The organism is Pseudomonas lactucae (assembly GCF_036688725.1).
Lineage (GTDB): Bacteria > Pseudomonadota > Gammaproteobacteria > Pseudomonadales > Pseudomonadaceae > Aquipseudomonas > Aquipseudomonas lactucae.
In genome coordinates this window covers 1-20,916 of the sequence record NZ_JAQQPT010000038.1, presented here as the reverse complement: position 1 = coordinate 20,916, position 20,916 = coordinate 1, and the positions used below count along the sequence as shown (strand labels likewise).

Genomic DNA, 20,916 nt, shown 5'->3' with positions numbered 1-20,916 from the left:
GCCCAGGTTCGCGCCAAGGTCGAGCATCCGTTTCGGGTAATCAAGCGCCAGTTTGGCTATGAAAAAGTGCGCTTTCGGGGCTTGCCCAAGAACACCGCATAGATGGTGACGTTGTTAGCCTCGTCAAACCTGTAGATGGCTCGCCTATATTTGTTGGCAAACACAGTAGAGGTGCGCATGTAACGCAGGACATGGTTACTGCAAGGGGCTTAGCAGCGGCCGAAAGAGCTGAAAAACCAAGGGGATTGAGCAAATTTAGACATACGTCATTTTTGAAAAGTGCTGAGGACTCGATAGCCGGAAAATATCCGGCTATTTCAGAGCATCCCAAGGAATCCGGGTGTTTCACAGCGTGCTTGGTGATCGATTCTCTTCTGACTTAACGCTGACAGAGGTCACTCAACCAAACTTAGCGTCGAATAAGACATATTGGCCAAGTAGAGACTATTTTGCCTGACCACATAATATCCAACATATGAACGACGACAGCAGTAAATAATTGATCAAAGAACAGATCTTACAAGTCACCACTCACCACCAATGCTCTGGATCAACATCACACTGCCCTGGCTGAGCTGACCCTGGGTGTCGCGAAGGTTCTGCTCGGCCTGCAGCAACACCAGTTGCTGGGTCAACACGGCCTCCCGGCTGACGGTGCCGGCGCGCAGCTGCGCTTGCTGGCTGCTGAACAGTTGCTGATTGCGCTGGTACACCTGCTGGAAGGCATCGGCCTGGGTTTGCAGGTGGTTAATCGCCGAGAGGTTGTCTTCAACGTTCTGCAAGGCACTGAGCACGGTACCGCGGTAGGTCGCGGCGATCTGGTCATAGCTGGCCTCTGCCTGCTTGACCGCCGCTTCACGGGCGCCGCCATCAAACAGGGTTTGCGCCAGCGCCGGGCCTAACGTCCAGGTGCGATTGGGCAAGGAGAACACCCCACCCAGGGCACTGCCGCGATAACCGGCCTCGGCGGTGAGGTCCAGGGTCGGGAAGAACGCGGCTTCGGCCACGCCGATTTTCGCGTTGGCGGCCGCTGCCGAGCGCTCCGCCGCCGCCACGTCGGGACGCCGTTGCAGCAAGGTTGACGGCAAGGTCAGCGGCGGGCGCGGCAGCACGAAGGTGTAGTCATCCCGAGCCGCCACGGCAAACTCGCTCGGCGCCACGCCCACCAGCACCGCCAGTGCGTGTTCGTATTGCTCGCGGTCGCGCAGGGAGGTCTGCAGGTCGGCAATCGAGGTGGTAAGCTGGTCCTGGGCCACCAGCAACTTGTCGTTGGTGGCGACGCCCTGGGTGAACTGCACCTGGATCATGTCCAGCAATTGCTGGTTAATCTTCTGTTGCTGTTGCAGCAGGCGCACGTCGATATCCATCTGCCGCAGCGCGAGGTAGTTACTCGCCACGCTGGAGCTGATGGACAGCCGCACCCCGGCCAGCAATGCGTCGGATTGCTGGGCCGTGGCCTGGCTGGACTCTATCCCGCGCCGCACCAGGCCCCACAGGTCCGGCTCCCAACTGGCGGTCAAGGTTGCGCTGACGCTGTTCGCGACGCCGCCCGTCGTGGTGCCGGTAGTCGACGTACCGCTGCCGCTGCCCGCCGTTCCCCGCGAACCCGACAACCCTACGCCGACGGTGGGCCACAACCCGGCCCGACTGGACGCCACCTGCGCCTGGGCCAGACGATAAGCCGCCTCCGCCGCGATGATCGACTGGTTGGCCTTGGCCGAGCGCGCCACCAAATCGTTCAGTACCGGATCCTGATAAGCCAGCCACCACTGACTGTCCATCGCCCCTTGGGGGTTGGCCGCCGCGCGCTGCCACTGCGCGCCTTCCTTGAAGGCCTGCGGCAGCTCCATGGCGGGCTTCTGGTAATCGGGCCCGACCATGCAGCCACCGAGCAGCAGGCTGATGCAAAGCACGCTGTGTTTCACGTTCATAACCTTGCTTCCTTACGCCGACCCAGGCGCTGTGACGCCCGGTCGAGCCACAGGTAGATCACCGGGGTGGTGTACAGCGTCAGCACCTGGCTGAACAGCAGGCCACCAATAATCGAAATCCCCAACGGCCGGCGCAGCTCCGAACCGTAGCCGGTGCCCAGCACCAGCGGCAGCGCGCCAAGAATCGCCGCAAGGGTGGTCATGATGATCGGCCGGAAGCGGATCAGGCACGCCCGGCGAATCGCTTCCTTGGCCGTGAGGCCAAACTCCCGCCGCTCGGTGATCGCGAAGTCGATCATCATGATCGCGTTCTTCTTCACGATGCCAATCAACAGAATCACCCCCACCAGCGCGATGATCGACAGCTCGGTGCCGGTCAGCAACAAGGCGATCAACGCACCGACACCGGCCGAGGGCAAGGTCGAGAGAATGGTCAGCGGGTGCATCAGGTTTTCGTAGAGGATGCCCAGCACGATATACACCGAGAGCAACGCGGCAACGATCAGCAACGGCTCGCTGCCCACCGAGGACTGGAACACCTGGGCCGTACCGGCAAACTGGCCCACCACACTGACCGGCATGCGCAGCTGCTTCACTGCATCGTCCACCAGCGCCGTCGCCTGGCCGATGGACGTGCCGGGGGCCAGGTTGAACGAGACCGTCACCGCCGGGAACGTGCCCTGGTGGCTGATGGAAATCGCTGTGCGCGCCACCGTGTTATCCGCCAGGGCCGACAGCGGCACCAGGGTCTGTTCGGTGGTCAGATTGGGCGCTGCCGTGGTGCCTTTGGTGGTCGTGGCCTGGGTGCCCGTCGGCACATAAATCCCCTTGAGCGCCGAAGGGTCGGTCCAGTATTCCGGGGCGATTTCCATCACCACGTGGTACTGGTTCGCCGCGCGGTACAGGGTGGCGACCTGGCGCTGGCCAAAGGCGTCGTACAGCGCCTGGTCCACCGCCGAGAGAGTCACCCCGAGGCGCGCCGCCGTGTCGCGGTTGATCTGCACATTGGCCAGCAGGCTGTTGTCCTGCTGGTCGGTATTCAGGTCGGTGAGTTGCGGCAATTTGCGCAGCACCGCCACCACCTTGGGCACCCATTCATCCAGGGATTCCTGGTCATCGGCGGTCAGGGTGTATTGGTACTGTGCGCCGCTTTGCCGGCCACCCACGGTGATGTCCTGGGCCGACTGCAAATACAGCTTGGTGCCCGGCAGGTCGCCGAGGCTGCGGCGGATTTGCCCGATGATCTCGGTGGCGTTGTCCTTGCGCTCGCCCAAGGGCTTGAGCAATACAAACATCTGCGCACTGTTGACTGCCCCGCCGCCACCTCCGCCGCCGCCGACAAACCCGGCGACGGTTTCGATATTGGGGTTCTTCATCACCTTGCGGTTGATCTCGGTGAAGTCCTTCTGCATCGCCCCGTAGGAAATGCTCTGGTTGGCCTGAATGCTGCCCTGCAAGCGCCCGGTGTCTTCCTGGGGAAAGAAGCCCTTGGGCACCAGCACATACAGCACGCCGGCAAGGACGATCACCAGCACCGTGACAAAGCCCATTAGCACCGTATGGTCGATCACCCAACCCAGGGTGCGATCGTAGAAGCGGTGAAAACGCGAATCCGGGTATTCGTTGCCTGCATGAATCTCTTTCGGCGCGCGCAGCAGCACGCTGGCGAGCATCGGTGTGACGGTCAGGGAGATCAGCATCGAGATCACGATGGCCACCGACAGCGACACCGAGAATTCGCGGAACAGCCGCCCCACAATCCCGCCCATCAGCAGCAGCGGAATGAACACCGCCACCAGGGACACGCTGATGGTCAGCACCGTGAAGCCGACTTCACAGGCGCCTTCCAGCGCCGCTTCCACCCGGGTCTTGCCGCGCTCCAGGTGACGCATGATGTTTTCCACCACCACGATCGCATCGTCCACCACAAAGCCGGTGGAAATGGTCAGCGCCATCAGCGACAGGTTGTTCAGGCTGTAGCCGAGGAAATACATCGCGCCGAAGGTGCCGAGCAGCGACAGCGGCACCACAATCGCCGGCACCAGGGTGCTGCGCCAGTCGCGGAAGAAACCGAATGTCACCAGGGTCACCAGCAGGATCGACACCAGCAACGTGATCTCGACGTCATGCAACGAGGCGCGAATGGTGGTGGTGCGGTCCATCAGCAGGTTGAGCTTGATCGTCGCCGGAATCGAGCTTTGCAAAAACGGCAGCGAGGCTTTCACCGCGTCCACCGTTTCGATCACGTTGGCCCCCGGCTGCTTGAACACCACCAGCAGCACCGCCGGCTTGCCGTTGGACAGGCCGAAGTTGCGCAGATCCTGCACGTCTTCACGCACGTAGCCCAGGTCGGAGATATGGATCAGGTCGCCGTTGTGCGCCTTGACCACCAGCGGCCCGTAGTCCTTTTCATCGAGCAACTGGTCGTTCGCCGCAATCCCGTAGTTACGGTCGCCGATGGCCACGTTGCCCTTGGGCAGGTTGACGTTGGAGGCGTTGATCACCTGGCGCACCTGCTCCAGGCTGACGCCGTACTGGTTGAGCCGGTCGGGGTTCAATTCCACCCGCACCGCCGGCGGCGCGCCGCCGCCCACCGTCACGTCACCGACGCCGTTGGTCTGCAACAACTTCTGCTCCAGCAGGGTCGAAGCCACGTCATACATCTGCCCCGGCGTGGCGCTGTCGGAGGTCAGGCTGATAATCAGGATCGGCGAGTCGGCCGGGTTGACCTTGCGGTACGTCGGGTTGCCCGACAGGTCACTGGGCAGGTTGCTGCGGGCGGCGTTGATCCCGGCCTGCACGTCCCGGGCGGCGCCGTCGATGTCGCGGTTCAGGTCGAACTGCAGGATGATCCGCGCCGAGCCAAGGCTGCTGGACGAGGTCATCTGCGTGACCCCGGCGATCTGCCCGAACTGGCGCTCCAGGGGCGTGGCCACCGAACTGGCAACAGTAGTGGGATCGGCTCCCGGCAACGAGGCGCTGACGCTGATGGTGGGGAAATCCACCTCCGGCAGCGGCGCCACCGGCAGCAGCATGAAGGCCAGCGCGCCAAACAGCGCGAGGCCGGCCGCTATCAAGGTTGTTGCAATCGGGCGGCGAACAAACGGCGCGCTGAGGTTCATCGCCATCAGACTGCTTCAGCCGGACGGCGGCTGAAGCGTTGCCCCAGGCCGTGCATGGCAAGGAAGATCACCGGCGTGGAAAACAGGGTCAACAGTTGGCTGAGCAACAACCCGCCGATAATCGCGATGCCCAGCGGATACCGCAGCTCCGAGCCAATCCCCGTCCCCAGCGCCAGCGGTACCGCACCGAACAGCGAGGCCATGCTGGTCATCAGGATAGGCCGGAACCGCAACTCCGCCGCCTGGCGGATAGCAGCCGTCGGGCTCAAGCCGCCCTCGCGTAATAACTCCAGGGCAAAGTCGACCATCATGATGCCGTTTTTCATCACGATGCCGATCAGCAACACAATGCCAATCAAACCGATAATGTCGAACTGCGTGCCGGTCACCAGCAGCGCCAGCAAGGCCCCGAGCGCCGCCGAGAGCAGCGTCGAAAGGATCGTCACCGGGTGCACGAAGCTCTCGTACAGAATCCCCAGCATCAGGTACACCACCACAATCGCCGCCACCACCAGGAACACCTGATTGGACAGCGACTGCTCGAACGTCGCCGCCGCACCTTCGAGGTTGGCCTGCACCGACAGCGGCAAACCGACCTTGGCCTCGATGTCCTTGAGCCGCGTGACCGCCGCGCCAAGGGTCTGGCCGGGGGCGAGGTTGAACGACACGTCGGCATAGGGAAACTGGCCCAGCCGGTTGATGGTCACGGGCGCCCGCACCACCTGCAGGGTCGCCATGCTCGACAACGGAGCGACGCCGCCACCCGGGATGTCCACGTACAACCCCGTGAGCAGGTCAGGCAAGTTGCGCGGCGGATGGTCGGTGGCGATCACCACGTGGTACTGGTTGAGCTGTGTGTAGATGGTCGAGACCTGGCGCTGGCCGAATGCGTCGTACAGCACATCATCGATTGCCTGGGGCGTGATGCCCAGCCGCGAGGCCGTGGCGCGGTCGAACGTCAGCTGGATCTGGTTGCCGAACTGCATCGCCTGGCTTTGCACATCGGTGAACATCGGGTCTTGCTTGATCGCCGCCAGCAGCTTGTTGGTCCAGTGTTCCAACTCGTCCGGGTCGGTGGCTTGCACGCCCAGGCGGTAGCTGGTGGTGGATACCGTGGCGTCGAGGGTCAGGTCCTGTACCGAGTGCAGGTACAGGCGGATGCCGGCGTCGTCGGCGTTGGCATCGGAGAGCCGGCGGATCACCTCGGTGGCACTGTCACGGTCGCCGCGCGGCTTGAGGTTGATCAGCAGGTTGCCCTGGTTGATGGTCGAGTTGGTCTGGTCGATGCCAACGAACGACGACAGGCTTTGCACCGCCGGGTCCTTGAGGATCCGCGCGGCCAGGCGCTGCTGTTCGGTCTGCATCTGCTGGAAGGATACGGTGGGCGCGGCCTGGGAAATACCCTGAATCAGGCCGGTGTCCTGGTCCGGGAAAAAGCCCTTGGGCATGATCACCAGGGTCACCAGGGTCAGGGCGGCGGTGAGCACCACCGAGAACAGCGTCAGGGTGCGGTGGGCCAGCACCCAGTCGAGGCCACATACGTAGTGGGTGTTGATGCGGTCGAAGAAATCCGCACGACGTTCCTCGTGCTTGTTCTTGAGCATCCGCGCGCACATCATCGGCGTAAAGGTCAGGGAGATGAACGCCGAGATCACGATGGTCACGGCCACGGTCATGGCGAATTCGCGGAACAGTCGCCCGACCACATCGCCCATGAACAGCAGCGGGATCATCACCGCGATCAGCGCGATGGACAGCGAAATAATCGTGAAGCCAATCTGCTCCGAACCCTTGAGCGCCGCCTCCAGCGGCGAGTCCCCCACCTCGATGTAGCGCGTGATGTTTTCGATCATCACGATGGCGTCATCCACCACAAATCCGATGGCGATCGTCAGCGCCATCAGCGTCAGGTTGTTCAGTGAAAAGCCCAGGACATAGGCCACCGCCAGGGTACCCACCAGCGTCAGCGGAATGGTCACGGCGGGAATGATCGTGGCCGGCACGTTGCGCAGGAACGCGAAAATCACGATCACCACCAGCCCGATGGCCATGGCCAGTTCGTACTGCACATCGGTGACCGAGGCGCGGATGGTTTGGGTGCGGTCGGTGAGCACATCGACCTTGAGGGTGCCCGGCAAACTGGCCCGCAACTTGGGCAGCAATTGCTGCATGCGGTCGACCACTTCAATCACGTTGGCGCCGGGCTGGCGCTGGATATTCAGCACAATCGACGGCGTGCTGTTGGTCCACGCGACCTGGCGCGGGTTCTCCGGGCCCTGGGTGGAAGTGGCGATCTGCGACAGGCGAATCGGTGCGCCGTTTTTATAGGCGATCACCAGGTCGCGGTATTCCTCGGCCGATTGCATCTGGTCATTGGCGCCGATGGAATACGCCTGGAACTTGCCGTCGATATTGCCCTTGGCCTGGTTGACGTTGGCCGTGCCGAGGGAGGTGCGCAGGTCGTCGATGGACAGGCCCAGGCTATTGAGCGCCGAGGTGTTTGCCTCGACCCGCACCGCCGGGCGCTGGCCGCCGCTGATGGTCACCAGGCCCACGCCGGTGATCTGCGAGATCTTCTGCGCCAGGCGCGTGTCGGCCAGGTCCTCAACCTTGGTCAGCGGCAGCACATCGGAGGTCAGGGACAGAGTCAGCACCGGCGCATCCGCCGGGTTGACCTTGCTGTACACCGGCGGGTACGGCAGGTTGGCCGGCAGAAAGGTGCCGGCGGCGTTGATCGCGGCCTGTACTTCCTGCTCGGCGACGTCCAGGGACAACGACAGGTCGAATTGCAGGGTCACCACCGACGCGCCGTCGGAGCTGGTGGAGTTCATGGATTTAAGCCCCGGCATCTCGCCGAGTTGGCGCTCAAGCGGCGCGGTGATGGACGAACTGACCACGTCCGGGCTGGCGCCGGGGTATTGGGTGAAGACCTGGATGGTCGGGTAGTCGACTTCGGGCAAGGCCGACACCGACAGCAAGTGATACCCCAGCATCCCCAGCAACAGCACCGCCACCATCATCAAGGTGGTGGCGACGGGACGTTCGATAAAGAGCCGTGAAATGTTCATGTTCGGCAGCTCCTCACTGGGCGACGACCTTCACCGCCGAACCGTCATCCAGTTTGTCGGCGCCTTCGGTGATCACCTGCTCGCCCGGCTTGACCCCATTTTCGAGCACCGCAGACACATCGCCCATGGCAGGGCCAGTCTTGATGTTGCGCAGGCTGGCCTTGTCGCCATTCATCACGAACACGAAATCCCCCTTGCTGCCATGCTGGATCGCCCGGGTGGGCACCACGGCGACCTGGGCCAGGGTGTCGGCTTTCAGGCGCGCATTGACGAACTGGTTGGGGAACAGCGCATTGCCCGAATCATCGAACTGCGCCTTGACCTTGATGGTGCCGGTGGAGGTGTCTACCTGGTTATCTAGGGCCAACAGGCTGCCGGTGGCCAGCAGGGCCTTTTTGTTGCGGTCGTAAGCCAGCACCGTCACGGCGCCACGGCCCAGGGCCTGGTTGATTGCACCCAGGTCATCCTCCGGCACCGCGAACACCACGGTGGCCGGGTTCATCTGGGTAATCACCACGATGCCGGTGGTGCTGGCGGTCGTGACGTAGTTGCCGGGGTCTACCAAGCGCAAGCCCACCACGCCGTCGACCGGCGAGGTAATGGTGCAGTAGCCGACCTGCACTTCAAGGTTCTGCACATTGCCTTGGTCGGCGGCCACGGTGCCCAGCTGTTGCTGGACCAATGAGGCTTGGGTATCGACAGTTTGCTGGCTGGTGGAGCCAGCCTTGACCAGCTCGCGGTAGCGCGCCAGATCGCGCTGGGCATTGCTCAACACCGCCTGGTCATGGGCCAGGGTGCCCTTGGCCACGGCCAGTTGAGCCTTGAGGGCACGGTCATCGATGCGCGCAATCACCTGGCCCTTGGTGACGTGCTGGCCTTCCTTGAACTCCACGCTGCTGAGGATGCCATCCACCTGGGTAACCACGGTCACACTGCGGGTAGGGGTGACGGTGCCGAGGGCGTCGAGATACACCGGCACGTCCCGCAACACCACCGGCACCACGGCCACCGGTTCGCCGGGAGCGGGTGGCCGGCCTTTGTGCCCGCCTGCAAAGAAGTGCAAACCCAGGGCAATCAACAACGCTACCAGTAACAACAACGTGCCAAGTGCCCAGGCGAACATACGCCGTTTTTTTTCCACCGATATCACTCGAAAGCCGAATACAGAACTGACTTACATTCTAGCCACAACCTTGACGTCTGCGTGTACTACTGCGAGTCCATTCAGCGTCAAGACAGGCAACAACATTAAATGCTCCATATACCAAACTGCCGCACCGTTCCTGAGCACTATGTGACCATGAAATTTCAACGATACTCAAATCCAATAGAAAGTCTCCGCAAGGTAGCTATGATCTGAGCAAGGTCCGGTGTGAGGTCTTGATAATCGACTTCGCCATCTCCTCACTCAGAAGATTATCGCGCCATTCCGTACAGCTGTATGAATTGCCGCGGCCGGTACTATGTGATCACTGGCAATGCTCAAGCCCCAGGTCTGCCGACCAGTAAACAAAGCGGAAATGGCGACACCCCAGATCACCAACTAGATAACCACCGGCTCGATACCCAGAAGAGGACCGTAAATGCCCAAGGTCATCAAGGCCAATGCCATCGCAATCAACGCTATCAGAATGAAAGCGCTCAAGTAGCGATCAATAAAGAGCGCACACAGCGATTGCCCAGGAAACCCGCAGCACCGAAGACGAACAGCAAGACAGCAATCAAGTACACCGTTATCCAACGGTACCTGGCTAATAAACGGTCCGATGGAAGTATAAGCACCAAAGCGCGCAACTTTGCATGACCCAGTGTTCCGTTCGCGAAATAACCTACTATACTTGCACGGTCTCAAGGGCCTCACGAGTCCGTTGGATTTTGCTCAAAATCTCCTCTCCCCTTGCGTTCCAAACGTACCGGGCCGGCTGAGAATTTCATAGTATCATGAACGTTGTAATCGAGCCCTCCAGCTCGCGTACTGAGGCAAAACTACCATCTCGTAGATACACCATGATGTCTCGAAAAAATCGTTCGCCCATGTTCATCCAAGAACTGGGCGTCGGTGTGAAGAGCATATGGAAACGTGGGTGCTTTGCCAGCCAGGCTTTACGGCGGCGTGCTTGTGCGTCGCATAGTTATCGACGATCAGATGAAGGTGGAGTTGCTTGAGTGTCTGCTTGTTGATCTTTTTGAGGAAGGCCAACCACACTTGATGACGGTGTTGACGCTCGATGCTGCTGATCAGTTTGCCCTGTATATAATCCAGCGCTGCGAATAATGTAACCGTGCCGTGGCGCGTGTATCTGGATGTGGCCTATGCCCAGAGGCAATGCGGGATGCGTGCGCTCCAAGACCTGAACCTGACTTTTTTCATCGCAGGCCAGTACCAATGCCTTGTCCGGCAGGGCTAGGTAAAGGCCGATAACATCCCAGAATTTCTGTTCGAACTGCGGGTCGTTTGAGAGTTGAAGGTGTGAGTTAGGTGAGGCTTTAAGTCATTGGCAGCCCACAACTTATGCACAGTAGTCGAAGAGATACAGACAGCTCAAGTTTGGCTCTCCAATGGGGGGGGGCGTGACTTGCTCAAAGACGCGGCGGAGTATCCGCAGGCAGAGGTGACTTGCGTCCACCACCTAGTTTATAAGTCAATCCGTTGAGTCGAAGCAACTGAAAACGTTAGCACCAACTGGTGACTGCGGGGAGAGAAACCCGGTCAGTCGTGCAATCTGTTATCGTGTTTCATCCTATGCTGCCCGTAGGACAATGCATGCTCTGCGGCTTTCGGGTTAAGGAATGGTGGCCCGGTTCAGTTCGGCTTTTTCTTCGGAGCTAAGCGTAATGTCCAGCGCACTCACCTGAAACTCTACAAGGGAGGAATGACACCTGAAGTTTAGTGAAAAATCAGAGAGAATATTTCGCGAACGGTGCACCAGCCTCAGATCAACGGGGAAATTTTCGCCATTGAAAGCTTCACTTCTCATTAACAATATCATAATTCTAGATTTCCTGATTTTGCAAAGCCAGGAACTAAAGGAGCATCAACTCTTATCAACTCAGCAGTCTCTGGTATGACGCCGATACCGCTTCTAGCGCTCCTTTTCCTCAACGCACAGTTGCGCAATAACGTGAAGTAGTGAGTGTCGAGGCACAATGACCTCAAGGCACCCCTCGAACCGACCGTACTGAACTCGTGACATTCGCTTGAGCACCTCATCAACCCTGCACAGCGGTTTTTCTTAATCTCAGAACACGCATAAACCTTGGTAGTGCCAACACCTCAAAACCTGACACAATAGCCGAAATCCCTTCTTATATCTCCCGACACTTACCGCGCAGCAAGGCCCAAAATTTTTTGTCGTAATTTTTCCACGCAGCCGTAATCACACCGACTTAAGACTTCTTGCTCAGACACTGCAATCACGTTTAAGTAAAGTATGAGATTCTCGGCTTCGTCGGCCCGACGCCTTGGCTTCAACCCTAATTCAAGGTATGGGAACGGTTACCACAAAAGGTAAAACTATTTTATCGCATAGTTATATTGCATATTAAATTTTTCTAAATAACACGAAATAACGCAATTGTTGCTCAAAGTCAAAAAACATCCCGGCACGAATGGCACTTACTTAACCTTCTTCGGGTGTCCATTTTTCCTGACGTCGGCCCTGCCCGCCGAACGCTTCTGCATCAGCATCGGGTAAGGCGTGGGCCTTCGCTTTATGGCACGAGGCTCAATGCGCCCAGTCCGGTTTCCCACACATTTCCTGGCGATCAATTTGAGCAAATCCGGGGCCCCATCGCCTCGTGCATCGGCACCGTACTGGCACATCGCAAGGCATAATTGAAGGCTATGTTTGAAGCTCAGCTGTCGCGGCAAACAATCAGCTAATAGCGCTGATTGGGCCATTACCATCCGAATCAAATTGTGCGCCAGCAGATACACCCATAACTCTTTGACGGCCATGTCAGGCGTCTTGCAGCTCAGCGTTTCAAGCCCCAACGTTGTCTTGAGATTGCGCAAGTCCAGCTCAACATGCCAGCGGTCTTTGTACAGTGATTTTAGCGCTGCCTTGGATGCTTGTTGTGGGCACTTCAAGGTGGTTACCAGGATTTTTCCGCTGGTTTTCAGTTCACGTACTGTCAGTGTTTCAGGTACATCGTCGTAATAAGTTTGGCTCATCCAGGAAGGCCGTTGCCTGGGCTTTTTCAACGCCACCAAATGATCTTCCGATCCCAGTGATTACCCTAGTTGAAAGTCCGTACTGCGCCGCCTGGCACCGTATTGTTCGAACACACCGTCGATTCCACGATGATGCAGTTCACACAGCAAAAATTACGTCGCGTAGTAGGCGTCGCCCAACACAACGTCGCCTCGATTAACCGTGTCGAGCATCGTTCTGAGCAGTGTCTGCTCATCGCCACCCTTGCCTCGAAAGCGCCCCAGCGAGGCATCTAAAACGGCACCGCTGGCTAGGCAAATGATCCTCACCAAACGGCAGATGGGGAAACCCAACCCGACTTTCTGGCCACAAGACTGCGGATAGGCATTTTGGTTGGCCGTGGTGTCCGGCATGGTCACCGTGGTGCCATCCACTAGACGCACTGGGCGCCCCATCCAGCGCCATGATGGTGGCACGTTGTGACTCATTGATGATCCCGTGGAGCGCAACAACGTTGAAACCATTTCTACCGGCAACCGCGCCCGTGCTTTGCAATAAGCGCCGGTGTGCACGCTGTTGGGCTTCAATCCATCGCAGCAACGTTTGATCGAGAAGTCATTCACGGCATTCTGGCAAGAACGGTCGGCGTTCATGGCCTGGGCCAGAAACATCAACAGGGTCTCAGTGGGTGTGAACAACCGTTGACGATGCTTGGGCATCACGGGCTCGACTCGCTGTAGCAGCTCTGGGTCGGCGAGCAACTTGAAGAATGCTGGAGCATTGCTGTTTTTGGCGTGCTGATGAAAGCGCTGCTGTTGATGATTGACAATTTGACGTCTACGATTCACGCGGGCTGTGTCCTTGTTCTATTGGTGTGTGTTCGCAACTATCACCGTAGACCAAGGCCAGCCTTTTTCAATTTTTTCAGCAGGATCAGAGGGTTACCTGTTAAGTAAGTGCCATTCGTGTTTGACATATTTACACCTATACAATTTCCATTCTAGGATAGCTTGAAATCAGGAGAAGATAGTTTTTTGTTTCTTATGTATTTATATACTAAAAAACAACCAAAAAGCTGAATACGCATGATAAGTTCTTAACGAAACTTAATTTCACAACCAATCATTTATAATCTTTTTTAAAGGCTGGCATCTGCAGTCGTTTTTTAATGGCCAAATAGGATCGTACCAAGCTATAATATAACATCAAAACAATCTGTTCAAATTTCGCACTCATCATTTGGGATATGCTCTTGCCGTTTAAAATACATCCACAGTTATTATTTCGGATAATTATTTTTTTCTTTAGCTAATTTTTTTTGTCCGACCGACGGGCTACGAGGAGCCGCGTTTCTCAGGTAGTTGCTGCGTCTACCGGCTAGGGAAACTCCGAACAAGTCTCTGAGTATGCTGAAATACAGCCTCACCACCTGACCGGAGTGCTTCATGAGCCAGATGAGCTTTTCCGATTTCGAATACGCGGGCAACACGCCGCGAACGGTTCCTCGCCGAGATTGATCAGATCGTACCTTGGAGCAGTTTACTGGCTTTGATCGATCCGTATTATCCGAAGGCTGGCGGTGGCCGCAAACCGTATCCGCTGGAAACCAGGCTGCACATTCACTTGCTGCAAAACTGGTTCTCGCTGAGCGATCCTGCCATGGGAGAAGCTCTGTATGAAATCACGCCCATGCGCCAGTTTGCGGACTTGACCCTGTGCGCGCCGATCTTTGAAGACACCACGATCATGAGCTTACGGCACCTGCTGGAGAAACATAAGTTGGCGCCGGCGATCCTGGCCGTCTTCAACGGTTATTTGCAGGAGAAAGGCCTCTCGCTGCGCCCGGACACTCTCGTCGATGCGACGATTATCCACGCGCACGGTTCGACTAAAAACGAGGACGGTAAACACGATCCAGAGATGCATCAGACGAAGAAAAGCGATCAATATTTCTTCGCAATAAAGGTCCATATTGGTGCCGACGTTGAGTCGAGGCTGGTTCACCACGTTCACGGCACCGCGGAAAATGTAGCCGATGTCACTCAGGTAGCCGAACTGCTGCACGACAGGGAAAACGCGGTCTATGCCGATGCTGGCTACACCGGTGTCGAGAAGCGCGACGAGCATGAAAACCGTGAAGTGCTCCTCGCGACGCATCACCTATTCCAATCGGAGCAAGCGCAGCGTGCTATACAAAGCCAAGCACAAAATTGAGCACCTCAAAGTCCAGACACTGGCCAAGGTCGAACACCCATTTCGGGTGATCAAACGTCAGTTCGGTTATGTGAAAGTGTGCTTTGTGGACTGATGAAAAACACAGCTCAATTGACCACGCTGTTTGCCTTGTCCAACTTGTGGATGGCTCGAAAAAAGCTGATGAGTATGGGCTAATTACGCATGTAACACGGAGAAATGGGCTGACACGCTCGCAAAGGCCGCACGTACGAGGTATCTCGCGGTCAATGACGCCGAACTCAGCGAGATTTTCAACTTGCCGCACGGCTGCGGCAAGTTGTTCGGTGGGTCCCTAAGGGGGAAGAAATTTTGAACAAGGTACAGCGAGCCCGTGAGGTAATGGTCTCACAGGAATGAGGAACTTTGTTTGTGAGACGGCAGACTAGTGCCCAGACAAGGCGTCGTTGAGTACGCACAAGTCTGCAGTGTCTGCCAACAAAAGCGCAGCAATACTGGCAGTGACGGCTGAGATAGCTAATTATGAATATCGATAACGGCTATATAAGTTAAAGATGTCGCTGCCCTGTTTTCACGTTGTTTTTCCCCTGCTACGCGTAATGGGATGATCGTTAATGTACTACACGCTAGTCGCCAAAAGCTTGGGCGAAAAGCTACTTAAATGTCCAATCCAACTTCGAACACACACATTTTCGCTCAGGTGCTCAGGATAAAAAGCATGGATACCCTGAGATGCCAGTCGATAGGCCGGAAGAACATTGATCAAACGTCGCCAACCATTTGTGTCGTCTGGGACATATGCCCAAGCCTGAGCAAACGGCTTCGACAATGGCGTCGCCCCAGCTGAACTGAAAGGATGTACACATTGTACGGCACCATACGGCCCTTCAAACGCCCAAGTGTCGGTAAGCTCCATTGGCATTTCGCCGGGGGTCAGGCACTCATGCTTAATGAGATCCGCGGGGACATGTGGCGTGCCCTTGCGAGTCAGATGCACATAACATGCTGTACTGTACATCGCATCTATATTCCTTGAAATAAAGCAATCTTCCTTAGGTGGTGATAATGAAATCGCCACATCAAAATTTTCTGAGTACAGATCCGGCACTCTGTCCTTGACCACGAGATCAATCGTGACAAAGGGGGGGTTGACGCCGGTAGTCAGCGATGACGGGTAATAAATAACTCTTTCCGATTTCATTCGTCGCATGCCCCCTTATATGTCCCTCTGGAAGTACATTGCTGTCAGCGACAGCGCTTAGCGCCACGTCAACATTAAAAATCATGTGGGTACAACGCTGGAAGAAATCTTGCCCCACCTGAAGAAGTTGAATCTGTTGCGCAGCCCTGTTCAGTAAAGCGGCATTCGGATAGTACTCCAGCCGAGCAATGCTTTTTGAAACTCTCGGAAGCCTGATATTCAACGCCGTCGCTGCGGCGCTGCAGCTACTCAGCTTGGCAACAGATACGAACGTTCACACATGGTCAAACAAGTTCACGATCACTGCTTAAATGACCAAATTAAAAATAATAGCATCCGAGTGCGATGGGAAAAACAACGTAGGGAGAAAGTCACAACGCCATGACTTGGAGGAAACAGATAAAACGAGACGAGACACGAGAAAGAAGGAACTGGTGTACACTTTACCGGAGTCGCTATCAGTACATTTATGAGACTTTCGATAACCGCTATCGAACACTTTCAGCCACATGAAAATACTTTTGTTTTTTGTATGAGCGCCGTACATTTAAGTGTCCGATTAAAAGCTCGCACTATTCACCATTGCGATACTTGCTACTCACCAAAACATTACCTGTCACACCGGGTTTTCTTTACCCTGCTTGCCTCACAGGCAGCGTCCGAAGCCAAGACCTGTACCTCTGTGAATACGTAGGTACAGAAATACGGCCGACTATCTAAGGTCCCAGTAAAACGAATTGAGCTGCGCAATCTCCATCTATCTCCTGACGTCGTCGCACAGCCCTGGTGAGCTTCAAGATACTGCAGTTCCTCACATCGAACCGCTGGACTACGCGCGGTCAGCGTCCATAGACTGGCTACTGGCTTTTCATCCAGAAAGGCAGGATGACGGAAGAAGGATGCATTACCAATGAATCGAAATGAACTGCGCAAGGCCGATATGAACCTGATGGTGGTGTTTGAAACCCTCATGCTTGAGCGGAACGTGACGCGGGCGGCCGAAAAGCTATTTCTCGGGCAGCCCGCGATTAGCTCCGCATTGAATCGCCTGCGGGCACTTTTCAATGATCCGTTATTCATCCGCGTCGGCCATCGTATGGAGCCCACCGCACGCGCCAATGAAATTATTGTTCACCTTTCTCCAGCCCTTGACTCGATGTCGACGGCGTTGAGCCTGACCCGGGACTTCGACCCCGCCAGCAGCAATATAACGTTCCGAATTGGGCTATCCGATGACGTTGAGTACGGCCTGCTGCCCAGCTTTCTGGCAGCACTTCGTGTGGAAGCGCCCAATGTGGTGATCGTCATCAAGCAGGCTAACTACTGGAATATTTCTGAACTGCTGATAGCCGGTGACATAACTGTCGGCGTCTGCCTGACAAAAGAGTTGCCGGCCAACGCCAAGCGAAAACTGTTGCGGACCATGAAGCCCATGTTCGTGCGCGCGGACGCGCCGGACACACCGCTGACACTGGAGGAATATTGCGCTCGTCCGCACGTTGTGGTGTCGCACGTAGCCAATATCTCCAGCTTTGCCGATGAGTGGCTCGCAGCAGTGGGCCAAAAACGCCGCGCCGTGCTTTCCGTTCCCCAATACACAACACTGCCGGCGATCATGGTCGGCACCAATCTGCTGTGTAATCTGCCCGACTATTTGAGCGGTGCGCTGAGCCAGTCAGGAATGCTCCACGGAGAGCCTCTGCCCTTCAATACACCGGAACTGGAGCTTTCAATGGTCTGGCTGAGCGTGATGGACACGGACCCCTCCGAGCGATGGCTACGCAAGAAGCTGGAGCAGTACATGAGCGACAGGAGCAGCGCCTGATACCTGGCGCGACTAACCTTTTCCGCCCTCAATCACTGGCGATTTAACGCTTCGATACGGGCAGCATGCCCTTGAGGATCTCATTTTTGTCGACAAAGTGATGCTTGAGCGCTACCAGCACATTCCCACCAACCAGCGTATCGCAGAACCACGCGAGACATCTATGGGTCAGTTTGGCCACATCATAGAAGTCAGGATTGGGGGCGACTCACGGCGGCAAAACAAACAGACCAGCGACCAAAATGGCTTTGTCCGCCACTGAACTCCAATACAAGCCAGACACAGGCAGCGCTATCAAGGCCAGCGTATACAAAGCAGGTGCTCCAACACCACACCGCGCTTAATCAGCTGGCTAATGCTGGCCGGCAGGCGAGTGGGCGCTTAATCGAACGCCAAGAGATCTGCAGCACAATCAGAAAGAGCAAGGTGCTGGCCGCGGCCTTATGTAGAAATATCAACTCATGGTGGGGGTTGAGTTCCTCAAGCCAATGGATGGCGAGAATACCAAAGCACCGGTTGCCGAGCCAAATCAAGCCCATCCCCCAATGAAGCCACTTGATATTTATCCTCGTGCTGTCCAGGCTCTATCGTCGCTTGGCAGCGAGTTGATTATATCCGGTGTGTCCAACTGACAGGTGGCGCTTGAAACGCCGCTCGAACGTTATTTGAATCGAAACAGGATTGGAACATGAAGTACCCCCTGATCGATCGCTCCCGGCCATGGTCGGCGAAGACTTTTACTTTCCCAACGAAATCATTGGCCAGCCATTTGCGCCTCGGACTTTCCCGACCTTAAAATCAGCAGCTTCAGCATCAGTGACCGTTTAAATTTGGCGTACTGGGAAACAGGTGCTGGGGAGCCATTGTTTTTCATTCCGGGCTGGTTGGCCAACAGGCCGATGTATTTCTACCTCATGCAGGTCCTCAGCAATCACTATCACGTCTACGTGCTGGATGTTCGCAACCAGGGCTTTCCGAAAAAACCGTGTCGGGCAACCGCATTTCCCGTTATACCGTGGACGTAAAAGAGTTTGCCGAGCATGTGGGTGTGCCCGACGCGCACTATTGTGGATGGTCGATGGGCGCCTCGGTGATATGGTCCAACATTGATCTGTTCGGAACTCAGGGTGTTCGCACCTTGAGCATCATAGACCAGGCACCTTCGGTCTATTGTCACGCCGATTGGACAGAATAACAGCGACTCGATGCCCGTGCGTTCACCTTCTCACCGGAACGCAAGATCGACTTCTGCGAGAACATGACACCAACCAATTAATTGACTTCAGGAACTCACGTGCTCGAGCGCACAATGGCACTTGACTCAACACTCACCCTACTTCCACAATACAATCAGCTTGGTCTAGGCGCAGCCATAAACGACGACATTGAGTTTACCGGGTTGGTGCTTTTTGATCACGTCACCAACGACTGGCGAGATGTCCTCCAAACCAAGATCGACGTGCCGACCGCGATATTTACCGAGGAATACGGTGACTGATTGGACAGTCAGAAGTGAATGAACTCAGTGGTCCATCACTCGGTACTGTTTGCGTACGGCAAGGTCGAACAGGGTGACCCCTTTCTGATATTCAAGAATCCGCAGAAACTCGCCGCTGACCTGCACAGTTTTTGCAGCGCTCCTGATGCGTGCAGCTTAAACCCTTTAGCGCTCCCACTCGGGATGGGCGAAACGTTCAGTAAGAAAGCTGATCAGCGCCCGAACCTTGTTCGCTAGGTGTTTGCGCGGGGGATAATCCACGTAGATGCCCAACTCGATGGAGCGGTATTCAGGCAGAATTTCCACTAGGGCTCCGCTGCGTAAATCCTCACCGACCATAAAGCTTGGCTGCAGGGTAATGCCGCCACCCGCAATGGCAATACTGCGGCACGTATCGCCATTGTTGCAGCGCACGCTCGAACGAGTGCGCACGCTGACGCGACCATCGGGCCCGTCGAACGGCCATTCATTGTCCGTCGCAAAGTTTGTATAGGCAATGACGCCATGCTCAGCCAGGTCAGTCGGTGTGCGCAGCGGGGGATGTCTCGCCAGATAATCGGGGGAAGCACACAGGCACATACGCGTGCCCGCCAGCCGCCGCCCCACCAAGGATGAATTCTCCATGCACGAAATGCGTATCGCAGCGTCAAAGCCCTCGTCCACCATGTCCACCAAACGGTCATTCAGGCTGATATCCAACTCGACGTTTGGGTGGGCGCTCATGAATGCCCCCCACAGCGGCGCAAGTTGCAGAACGCCGAAACTGACCGGCGCATTCAACCGCAATACACCGCTGGGTTCCGGCGCTACAGACGATACGGCCTCCTCTGCCTGATCCATCAGAGCCAGAACCTCCCGTGCCTGATGGTAGAACTGCCGACCCTCTTCGGTCAGCGAGAGCTTGCGCGTGGTGCGATGCAGCAGCCGCGCACCCAGGCGTTCCTCAAGGGCGCTCACATACCGCGAAATGGACGTCTTGGATATTTCGAGGGCGTCGGCCGCGCCTACAAAAGTACCTTTGTCGACCACCGTGCAGAACACCTGCATCTCAAATGCTCTATCCATAAATGTCTCATTTAGTAGAACGATCTATAATATATGGCCTTATTTATCCCAAGATCACAACTTATAAACTGGGCCCATCGAAACGCACACCAACACACAAGAGGTCGATATGAAAATCACAGTAGTGGGTACCGGCAACATGGGTTCAACCTTGGTTGAGCCTTCGCCAAGCAATTGTCTGACGCAGGTCACGTTGTCCGTATTTACGGGCCATGACATCCAAAAGGCAGAAACGCCGACGCCCAATTCCAACAGGTAACCGACTTCACCGCCGATCAGGAGCTGGGCGACAGAGATGTGGTGGCCTTCCTTGAAATCCACGCTGCGAAGAATGCCGTTCACCTGACTGACCGCTGTGATACTGCGCGTAGGAGTAACGGTGCTGAGGACATCAAGGTAGACCCGCACGTTTTGTAAACCACCGGTACCACTGCAACCGGCTCTCAAGTAGAAGGCAACTTGTCGTTGTGGACATCGGAAAAAAGTGTAAGCCCAGTTCAATCAATAGGGTTACCACCAACAACGAGCCTACTCTAGAGACGAACCTAAACCGTTTATTTTTTCTCCACAGATTCTCACTCTAAAGCCGAACACCGAACTGGCGTATATTCTAGCCACAAACTTTGACGGATGGGGTTACTAATGCGAGTTCATTCAGCGTCAAGACAGACAACGCCAATGAATTCTCCGTCATACCAGGCTGCAGCAACTTTTTGAACACTACGTGAAGCCATGAAGATTTCCACGCCATTCAAATCTAATAGAAAGTCCTCTAGGGAGGATCTGAAGTAGCCGCCTATTTTTCGACGACTAAGCCATCGGCGTTTTCAAAAAACGACAGCCGTTCAAAATCGGTCAA

9 protein-coding genes and 5 pseudogenes are annotated in these 20,916 nt (G+C 56.3%); 4 read left to right on the top strand and 10 right to left on the bottom strand.

From position 1 onward, the window contains the following. A pseudogene (locus V6M90_RS29750) lies at positions 1-135 on the top strand (transposase); the annotation flags it as partial. A gap of 389 nt (positions 136-524) precedes the next feature. On the opposite strand, the gene V6M90_RS29745 reads toward V6M90_RS29750, so the two are convergent. From V6M90_RS29745 to V6M90_RS29720, 6 genes and pseudogenes are all read right to left on the bottom strand, one after another. Then, positions 525-1,931 (bottom strand): efflux transporter outer membrane subunit, encoded by a 1,407-nt coding sequence (locus V6M90_RS29745; RefSeq protein ID WP_332847644.1) that lies wholly within the window; start codon positions 1,929-1,931, stop codon positions 525-527. Continuing rightward, positions 1,928-5,053 carry an efflux RND transporter permease subunit gene (locus tag V6M90_RS29740; protein ID WP_408637348.1) on the bottom strand — a complete coding sequence of 1,042 codons (3,126 nt, stop codon included), beginning with the start codon at positions 5,051-5,053 and terminating at the stop codon, positions 1,928-1,930. The genes V6M90_RS29745 and V6M90_RS29740 overlap by 4 nt, the downstream gene beginning before the upstream one ends. Before the next feature lie 5 nt (positions 5,054-5,058). Further along, the gene (locus tag V6M90_RS29735) at positions 5,059-8,121 is read right to left on the bottom strand and encodes an efflux RND transporter permease subunit (protein WP_332847642.1); all 3,063 of its coding nucleotides are present in this window, start codon (positions 8,119-8,121) and stop codon (positions 5,059-5,061) included. Between the two features lie 13 nt (positions 8,122-8,134). Beyond that, positions 8,135-9,262, bottom strand: coding sequence for an efflux RND transporter periplasmic adaptor subunit (locus tag V6M90_RS29730; protein ID WP_332847641.1), 1,128 nt, complete (start codon positions 9,260-9,262; stop codon positions 8,135-8,137). Between the two features lie 691 nt (positions 9,263-9,953). Continuing rightward, a pseudogene (locus V6M90_RS29725) lies at positions 9,954-10,973 on the bottom strand (IS630 family transposase). A 764-nt stretch (positions 10,974-11,737) separates the two neighbouring features. Beyond that, a pseudogene (locus V6M90_RS29720) lies at positions 11,738-13,123 on the bottom strand (IS4 family transposase). A gap of 597 nt (positions 13,124-13,720) precedes the next feature. Between V6M90_RS29720 and V6M90_RS29715 the strand changes: the two are divergent. Next, positions 13,721-14,666, top strand: a pseudogene (locus V6M90_RS29715) (IS5 family transposase). A gap of 421 nt (positions 14,667-15,087) precedes the next feature. Here V6M90_RS29715 and V6M90_RS29710 read toward each other — a convergent pair. Together V6M90_RS29710 and V6M90_RS30325 are read right to left on the bottom strand one after the other, a co-directional pair. Then, positions 15,088-15,669, bottom strand: a complete 582-nt coding sequence (locus V6M90_RS29710) for a type 2 periplasmic-binding domain-containing protein (RefSeq protein WP_332847640.1) — start codon at positions 15,667-15,669, stop codon at positions 15,088-15,090. Next, positions 15,596-15,931: pseudogene (locus tag V6M90_RS30325) on the bottom strand (LysR family transcriptional regulator); the annotation flags it as partial. The gene V6M90_RS29710 and the pseudogene V6M90_RS30325, both read right to left, overlap by 74 nt. A 648-nt stretch (positions 15,932-16,579) precedes the next feature. On the opposite strand from V6M90_RS30325, the gene V6M90_RS29705 reads away from it, so the two are divergent. After that, positions 16,580-17,494, top strand: a complete 915-nt coding sequence (locus V6M90_RS29705; RefSeq protein WP_332847639.1) for a LysR substrate-binding domain-containing protein — start codon at positions 16,580-16,582, stop codon at positions 17,492-17,494. Positions 17,495-18,788: 1,294 nt separating this feature from the next. Further along, positions 18,789-18,992 (top strand): hypothetical protein, encoded by a 204-nt coding sequence (locus V6M90_RS29700; protein WP_332847638.1) that lies wholly within the window; start codon positions 18,789-18,791, stop codon positions 18,990-18,992. Between the two features lie 165 nt (positions 18,993-19,157). Here V6M90_RS29700 and V6M90_RS29695 read toward each other — a convergent pair whose 3' ends face one another. Next, positions 19,158-20,057 (bottom strand): LysR family transcriptional regulator, encoded by a 900-nt coding sequence (locus tag V6M90_RS29695; protein WP_332847637.1) that lies wholly within the window; start codon positions 20,055-20,057, stop codon positions 19,158-19,160. Between the two features lie 54 nt (positions 20,058-20,111). Further along, on the bottom strand, positions 20,112-20,465 hold the full coding sequence (locus V6M90_RS29690; RefSeq protein ID WP_332847636.1) for a hypothetical protein: 354 nt from the start codon (positions 20,463-20,465) through the stop codon (positions 20,112-20,114). Between the last annotated feature and the right edge of the window lie 451 nt (positions 20,466-20,916).